6 protein-coding genes are annotated in these 7,154 nt (G+C 64.4%); all 6 read left to right on the forward strand.

Annotated elements, in window-relative coordinates:
• The first annotated feature begins 90 nt into the window (after window positions 1-90).
• The 6 genes from smc (at window position 91) to yhbY (ending at window position 6,944) form a co-directional block, all read left to right on the forward strand.
• Window positions 91-3,666 carry a chromosome segregation protein SMC gene (gene smc, locus Q0K15_RS04940; RefSeq protein WP_365933275.1) on the forward strand — a complete coding sequence of 1,192 codons (3,576 nt, stop codon included), beginning with the start codon at window positions 91-93 and terminating at the stop codon, window positions 3,664-3,666.
• Window positions 3,667-4,097: 431 nt separating this feature from the next.
• Entirely contained in the window at window positions 4,098-4,349 is a 252-nt protein-coding gene (locus tag Q0K15_RS04945) for a hypothetical protein (RefSeq protein WP_294513151.1), read from the forward strand.
• 22 nt (window positions 4,350-4,371) lie between these two features.
• Entirely contained in the window at window positions 4,372-5,238 is an 867-nt protein-coding gene (gene ftsY / locus Q0K15_RS04950) for a signal recognition particle-docking protein FtsY (RefSeq protein WP_294513154.1), read from the forward strand.
• 48 nt (window positions 5,239-5,286) lie between these two features.
• Complete coding sequence (gene rph / locus Q0K15_RS04955) at window positions 5,287-6,003, forward strand: ribonuclease PH (RefSeq protein ID WP_294513157.1); 717 nt, start codon at window positions 5,287-5,289, stop codon at window positions 6,001-6,003.
• A gap of 3 nt (window positions 6,004-6,006) precedes the next feature.
• Window positions 6,007-6,606: an XTP/dITP diphosphatase gene (locus tag Q0K15_RS04960; protein ID WP_294513160.1), complete on the forward strand. Its 600-nt coding sequence runs from the start codon at window positions 6,007-6,009 to the stop codon at window positions 6,604-6,606.
• Window positions 6,607-6,626: 20 nt separating this feature from the next.
• Window positions 6,627-6,944, forward strand: coding sequence for a ribosome assembly RNA-binding protein YhbY (gene yhbY, locus Q0K15_RS04965; RefSeq protein ID WP_294513163.1), 318 nt, complete (start codon window positions 6,627-6,629; stop codon window positions 6,942-6,944).
• Window positions 6,945-7,154 lie beyond the last annotated feature (210 nt).

A 7,154-nucleotide genomic window follows, 5' to 3' on the forward strand; every position in this document is an offset into this window, starting at 1 on the left:
TTTCGCTCTATTTGTGCCGCGGGGAGCGTTGCAAAGCGGCCGGGAACTTGATATAATATCTTACTCACAACATGGTAAGATAGGGAGTGTGTGCCTTTGTACCTCAAGGCGCTGGAGATCCAGGGCTTCAAATCGTTCCCGGACAAGACGGTTCTGACCTTTGACCACGATGTCACAGCCATCGTGGGTCCCAACGGCAGCGGAAAATCCAATATCTCCGACGCCATCCGCTGGGTCATGGGGGAACAGTCCACCCGTGCCCTCCGGGGCGGCAAGATGGAGGACGTCATCTTCGGCGGCACCGCCAAGCGCAAGCAGCTGGGGTTTGCCGAGGTCTCTCTGGTGCTGGACAACACCGGTCACCTCTTTGACCGGGAGGAGAGCGAGATTATGGTCACCCGGCGGTATTACCGCTCGGGGGAGAGTGAGTACTTCATCAACCGCCACACCGTGCGCCTCCGGGACGTGAATGAGCTGTTCATGGACACCGGCCTGGGCCGGGAGGGCTACTCCATCATCAGCCAGGGCAAGATCGACGAGATATTGTCCGTCAAGAGCACCGATCGCCGGGAGGTCTTTGAGGAGGCCGCCGGCATCTCCCGCTACCGCCACCGGAAGGAGGAGGCGGAGCGGAAGCTGGAGCGCACCCAGGAGAACCTGGTCCGGGTCAACGACAAGATCGACGAGCTGGAGCTCCAGGTGGAGCCCCTCCGGGCCCAGGCAGAAAAGGCCAAAAAGTTCCTGGTCCTCCGGGACGAGCTCCGGGGACTGGAGATCTCACTGTGGATGGACCAGCTGGACAAGGTCCGGGCGAACAGCCGAAAACTCCTTTCCGACTATGAGAACGCCGTCCGCCAGAAGGAGGAGTCCAAGGTCCTGGTGGAGCAGCTCTACGCCGCCGCCGAGGACTACGCCGCCAAAATGCGGGAGAAGGATATGGAGGCCGAGGGCGTCCGGTTCCAGATCCAGCAGCGCCAGGCCGACGCCAACGAGTGCGAGCGGGCGGTGGCGGTGCTCCGAACCCAGATCCAGAGCAACCTGGAAAACGCCGACCGGGTCAGGCGGGAGTTGGACCAGCAGGAAGGCCGGGCCGGGTCCATCTCGGAGCAGATCGACCAGCGCCGCACCCGCCTGGAGGAGATCGCCGCCCGCCGGACCGGGCTGGAGGAGGAGCTTGCTGCCGCCCGGCAGGCCGACCAGGACGAGCGCCGCAGTGCCGGCACCCTGGAGAGCGAGCTGGAGGCCCTGCGGGAGAAGGAGACCATGGAGAACGCCTCCGCCGCTGAGGCCAAGGCCCTCCTCTCCGCCCTGGCCGCCGCCGCCCAGGAGCTGCTGGACCGGGACGAGGCCGTCCGGCAGGAGCTCGCCGCCGGGGAGGAGAAGCTCTCCGCCGCCCACAAGGTGGCCGGAGAAATCGCCGCCGACCTCCAAAAGGCCAAAGAGAACCGGGAGGCCCTGGGCAACGTCATCAGCGGCTATACCATGCGGGCTGAGTCCCGGAAGCGGAAGGTGGAGACCGCCCAGGAGACCCACCGAAAGCTCCAGATGGACGAGCACGCCCTCACCTCCCGGGTCCATATGCTCTCCGAGATGGAGAAGCTCTACGAGGGCTACTCCAAGGCGGTGAAGCTGGTGATGGGGGAGGCCCAGCGGGGGAACCTCCGCCACATCCACGGCCCGGTGGCCGGATTGGTCCACGTGCCCGACCCCTACACGGTGGCGGTGGAGATCGCCCTGGGGGGCGCCATGCAGAACATCGTGGTGGACAGCGAGGAGGACGGCAAGGCCGCCATCGGCTTCCTCAAGCGCCGGGACGGCGGCCGGTGTACCTTCCTCCCCCTGAGCGCCATCCGCCCCTCCGAGTTCCGGGATACCGCTGTGGAGCATGAACCCGGCTTCGTGGGCATGGGGGACCGGCTGGTGGAGTTCGACCCCAGATACAAAAACATCTTTTCCAACCTGCTGGGCAGGGTGGTGGTGGCCGAGGATATGGACGCCGCCATCTCCATGGCCAGAAAATACCGCTACCGCTTCAAAATCGTCACCCTGGACGGCCAGGTCCTCAACCCCGGCGGCTCCATGACGGGCGGCTCGGCCTCCCGGTCGGCGGGTATCCTCAGCCGGGCCAACGAGCTGGAGCGCCTGAACGCCCAGGTGGACGGGGTGCGGGCCCAGCTGGACCAGGCGGCCAAGGCCCTGGAGGAGGCCCGGCGGGAGTCCGCCGTGGCCGTCTACGAGCTGGAGACCGCCCAGTCCCGGTGCCGTGAGCTGGAGGACAGGATTCTTCAGCTGGAGGAGCGGAGCGCCGCCCAGGAGAAGACCTGCGCAGACCTGGAGAGCCAGCGGGGGAGCCTGCGGGAGGAGCTCACCGAGATCGAGGGCCGTTCCCGTCAGACCGAGGCGGACACCGCCAACGCCAGAGCCCGGATCGAGGAGCTGGAGGGCGCCGCCGCCGCCCTGCGGCTGGAGGCCGAGGGCAAGGCCGCGGGCCAGGCGGAGATCAAGGCCCGGATGGAGGCGGCGAGCGCCAGGATCGCCCAGCTCAGCCAGGAGACCGCCGCCCTGGAGGCCGAGCGGGCCGCCACCGAGCAGGCCCTCACCGAGTTGGAGGACCTGCGCCGGGACATCACCGGCGACAAGGAGCAGCGGGAGAACATGCTCCGGGAGCTGGAGATCAAAAATGACGATCTCAATGAAAAGATCCGGGCCCAGGAGGAGAAGCTCCAGGCCATCCGGGTGGAGAACGAGGGACGGCAGGCCGAGATCGAGAAGCTCAACCAGGAGCGTATGGCCCTGGAGGCAGAGCGGAACCGGGCCGACAAGGAGAGCCGGGACAAGAACAGCGAGCTGCTGAACATGGAGCGGGAGGTCTCGGTGCTGGAGCAGAAAAAGGTGACCGCCTCCATGGAGGAGAAGCAGATCCTGGACAAGCTCTGGGAGACCTACGAGCTCTCCCACGAGGCGGCCCGGGCCCAGCGCCAGGAGCTGGAGAGCGTGCCCAAGGCCCAAAAGCGGGTGGGGGAGCTCAAGCGGAGCATCTCCGGCCTGGGCAACATCAACCTGGACGCCATCGAGGAGTTCGACCGGGTCAACCAGCGCTATACTTACCTCACCGACCAGCGGGACGATGTGCGCCGGTCCAAGGAGGAGCTGGAGAAGGTCATCGCCGAGATCACCGGGGAAATGAAGTCCATTTTCTCCCAGCAATTCGGTGTCATCAACACCGCTTTTGGGGAGACTTTTACCGAGCTCTTCGGCGGCGGTATGGCCACCCTGGAGCTGGACGACCCGGAGGACATTCTGAGCTGCGGCATTGAGATCAAGGTCCAGCCCCCGGGTAAGGCCCTGAAAGTCCTCTCCCTCCTCTCCGGCGGCGAGAAGGCCTTCGTGGCCATCGCCCTCTACTTTGCCATTCTGAAGGTGCGGCCCACCCCCTTCTGCGTCATGGACGAGATCGAGGCCGCCCTGGACGACGTCAACGTCACCCGGTTCGCCCGGTACCTCCGGGGCATGAGCACCAAAACCCAGTTCATCGTCATCACCCACCGCCGCGGCACCATGGAGGAGGCCGACGTCCTCTACGGCGTCACCATGCAGGAGCAGGGTGTGAGCCGCCTGCTGACCATCAACCTGAACGATGTGGAGAAGGAATTGAATCTCAAATAAAGTACTCTCCTGCTCCTGCATGGCGGGGGCCCCGCCCGAGCCCAGCGAAGCGGGTCGGGTGGGGGGAGGAGGCGCAAGGGAGCGGGTGAGGGATGCCCGGAAGGGCGTCCCGAGCAGAAGCGGACTTTGCGCCGACGAAGGAGCAGGGCGTGAGCCGCCTTCTGACCATCAACCTGAACGATGTGGAGAAGGAATTGAATCTCAAATAAAGTACTCTCCTGCTCCTGCATGGCGGGGGCCCCGCCCGAGCCCAGCGAAGCGGGTCGGGTGGGGGGAGGAGGCGCAAGGGAGCGGGTGAGGGATGCCCGGAAGGGCGTCCCGAGCAGAAGCGGACTTTGCGCCGACGAAGGAGCAGGGCGTGAGCCGCCTTCTGACCATCAACCTCAACGACGTGGAAAAGGAACTGGACCTGAAGTGATTGGAGGCGCGGTATGAAAAAGTTTCGCATGAACCACCGAAACGCCCGGAAGATCATGTGGGTGTTTTATGGCGCGGGCTTCCTGCTTCTGCTGCTTGGGATGATCGGCCCCCAGGCAATGATCCTGACAGCCGTAGGGGTGGCCCTCATATTGGTCGGCGGCGTGATCGTGCTGCTGTTCTGGCGCTGTCCCCATTGCGGGATGGGGCTTCCCACCCGGGAGGGAAATATCCAGTACTGTCCCCACTGCGGTGGAAAACTATAAAATCAATAAGAGGAAGAAATATATGGGATTTTTTGACAAAATCAAAAAGCTGAACATCTTTGCGGGCTTCTCCGCCATCGACGATGACTTTTACGATGAGCTGGAGGAGACCCTCATCCTGTCCGACATGGGCATGGACACCACCCTCAAGGCGGTGGAGGAGCTCAAGCGCCGGGTGAAGAGCGAGAAGCTCAAGGACAAGGAAGAGGTGCGGAACTGCCTGCGCCGGGTGCTCCAGGACATGCTGACGGTGGGAGACCAGGGCCTGGACCTCTCCACCCGCCCCTCGGTGATTCTCTTCATCGGCGTCAACGGCGTGGGCAAGACCACCACCATCGGCAAGCTGGCCGCCACCCTGAAGGCCCAGGGGAAGAAGGTCCTCCTCTGCGCCGGCGATACCTTCCGGGCTGCCGCCGCCGACCAGCTCACCATCTGGTCGCAGCGGGCGGGGGTGGAGATCGTCAAGCAGCACGAGGGGGCCGACCCCGCCTCGGTGGTCTTTGACGCGGTGACCGCCGCCAAGGCCCGGAACAGCGACGTCATCCTGGTGGACACTGCCGGACGGCTTCACAACAAGCAGAATCTGATGAACGAGCTCAATAAGATCTCCCGCATCATTGACCGGGAGCTCCCCGACTGCGCCAAGGAGACCCTGCTGGTGCTGGACGCCACCACCGGCCAGAACGGCCTCATCCAGGCCAAACAGTTCCGGGAGGCCGCCGGCGTCACCGGCATCGTCCTCACCAAGCTGGACGGCACCGCCAAGGGCGGCATCACCGTGGCCATCGCCGACACCCTCCAGATCCCCGTGAAGTATGTGGGTCTGGGCGAAGGCATCGAGGACCTGCGGCCCTTCGACGCCGAGGGCTTCACCGAGGCGCTGGTGTAATCCATCACAAGAACGGCCATACGGCCTTGATTTTGGAGGAATCGAAACATGGCAAGGATCGACGGACGGGCCTGGGATCAGCTCCGGCCCATTGAGATCACCCCCGGCTTCAACAAATTCGCGGAGGGCTCCTGCCTCATCCGCTGCGGCAACACCATGGTGCTGTGCACCGCCTCTGTGGAGGAAAAGACCCCGCCCCATGTCCCCGAGGGAGAGGGCTGGGTCACCGCGGAGTACTCTATGCTGCCCCGGGCCAACCGGGAGCGGAGCAAGCGGGACATTTCCAAGCTGAAGCTCTCCCCCCGGTCGGCGGAGATCCAGCGTCTGGTGGGCCGTGCCCTCCGGGCGGCGGTGGACATGAAGAAGCTGGGGGAGCGCACCATCAACATCGACTGCGACGTGCTCCAGGGGGACGGCGGCACCCGTACCGCCAGCGTCACCGGCGGCTATGTGGCCCTGGCCCTGGCCGTGAAGAAGCTGATGGCCGACGGCCTGCTGGCCGAAAATCCCATCATCACCCCGGTGGCCGCCATCTCCGCCGGCATCGTCCACGACCAGCTGCTGCTGGACCTGTGCTATGAGGAGGACTCCTCCGCCCAGGTGGACCTCAACTGCGTCATGACCGGCCAGGGCGGCATCGTGGAGCTTCAGGGCACCGGCGAGAGTCGGGCCTTCACCGTCCAGGAGCAGCGGGACCTGGTGGACCTGTGCGCCAAGGGCATCCGGGAGGTCATGACCTTCCAGGCCAAGGCGCTGGAGGGCTGAAGGATGAAAGTGGTGCTTGCCAGCAAGAACCAGCACAAGCTGGTGGAGATGCGGGACATCCTCTCCGCCCAGGGGGTGGAGGTGGTCCTGGAGTCCGACGTGGGCGTGGATGTGGACGTGGAGGAGACAGGGACCACCTTTGAGGAGAACTCCCTCCTGAAGGCCAGGGCTGTCATGGAGGCCAGCGGTCTCCCCGCCATCGCCGACGACTCCGGCCTGTCCGTGGACGCCCTGAACGGCGCCCCCGGGGTTTATTCCGCCCGGTACGGCGGGGAGGGCCTGGACGACGTGGGCCGGTACCGCCTGCTGCTGGAGAACATGCGGGGACAGCTGGACCGGAAGTGCAAGTTCGTCTCGGTCATCACCCTATGCATGCCCAACGGTGACGTCATTACCGCCCGTGGGGAGTGCCACGGCACTTTGGCCTATGCCCCCCAGGGGGAGAACGGCTTCGGCTACGACCCCATCTTCTTCGTGCCGGAGAAGAAAAAGACCTTCGCCCAGCTCAGCCCCGAGGAGAAGAACGCCATCTCCCACCGGGGAAACGCTTTGAAACTCTTTCAGCAGAAGCTGGCCGACTACCTGTCCGGCCAGAGCAAATAAAACGATTTTAAGGAGATATTATGGATCTGACAAGCAAGCAGCGGGCCCAGCTTCGGGGCCTGGCCAACGGCATCGACACCATTCTGCACGTGGGCAAGGACGGCCTGGGGGACAACCTCATCAAGCAGGCCGACGACGCTCTGGAGGCCCGGGAGCTCATCAAGGGCAAGGTGCTGGAGAACTCCATGCTCACCGCCCGGGAGGCCGCCGAGGACCTGGCCAAAGCCACCCGCAGCGAGGTGGTCCAGGTCATCGGAACAAAATTCGTGCTCTATCGTCAAAGTCACAATAAGGAGAAGAAGGACCGGATCGCGCTGGTGAAGGACAAGCGCGGCTGATGAATTTTGTTCCCCGCCGCGTCTGCGGCGTACAAGCAGTCCCGGAGACTGCTTGGCGCAAGGCGGGATTCAGTCCCGCCGCGCAGGTGAAATGACGAAGGGGGTCCCCACAGGGCAGCGCCCTGTGGGGGAGACAAAATTCGTGCTCTATCGTCAAAGTCACAATAAGGAGAAGAAGGACCGGATCGCGCTGGTGAAGGACAAGCGCGG

Origin of the sequence: uncultured Intestinimonas sp. (genome assembly GCF_944387245.1) — a bacterium.
Classification (GTDB): Bacteria; Bacillota; Clostridia; order Oscillospirales; family Oscillospiraceae; genus Intestinimonas.

Excerpts from the sequence above, each read along its gene's own strand:
- Q0K15_RS04945 (WP_294513151.1), top strand. The coding sequence starts at position 4,098 with ATGAAAAAGTTTCGCATGAACCACCGAAACGCCCGGAAGATCATGTGG.
- ftsY (WP_294513154.1), top strand. The coding sequence starts at position 4,372 with ATGGGATTTTTTGACAAAATCAAAAAGCTGAACATCTTTGCGGGCTTC.
- rph (WP_294513157.1), top strand. The coding sequence starts at position 5,287 with ATGGCAAGGATCGACGGACGGGCCTGGGATCAGCTCCGGCCCATTGAG.
- Q0K15_RS04960 (WP_294513160.1), top strand. The coding sequence starts at position 6,007 with ATGAAAGTGGTGCTTGCCAGCAAGAACCAGCACAAGCTGGTGGAGATG.
- yhbY (WP_294513163.1), top strand. The coding sequence starts at position 6,627 with ATGGATCTGACAAGCAAGCAGCGGGCCCAGCTTCGGGGCCTGGCCAAC.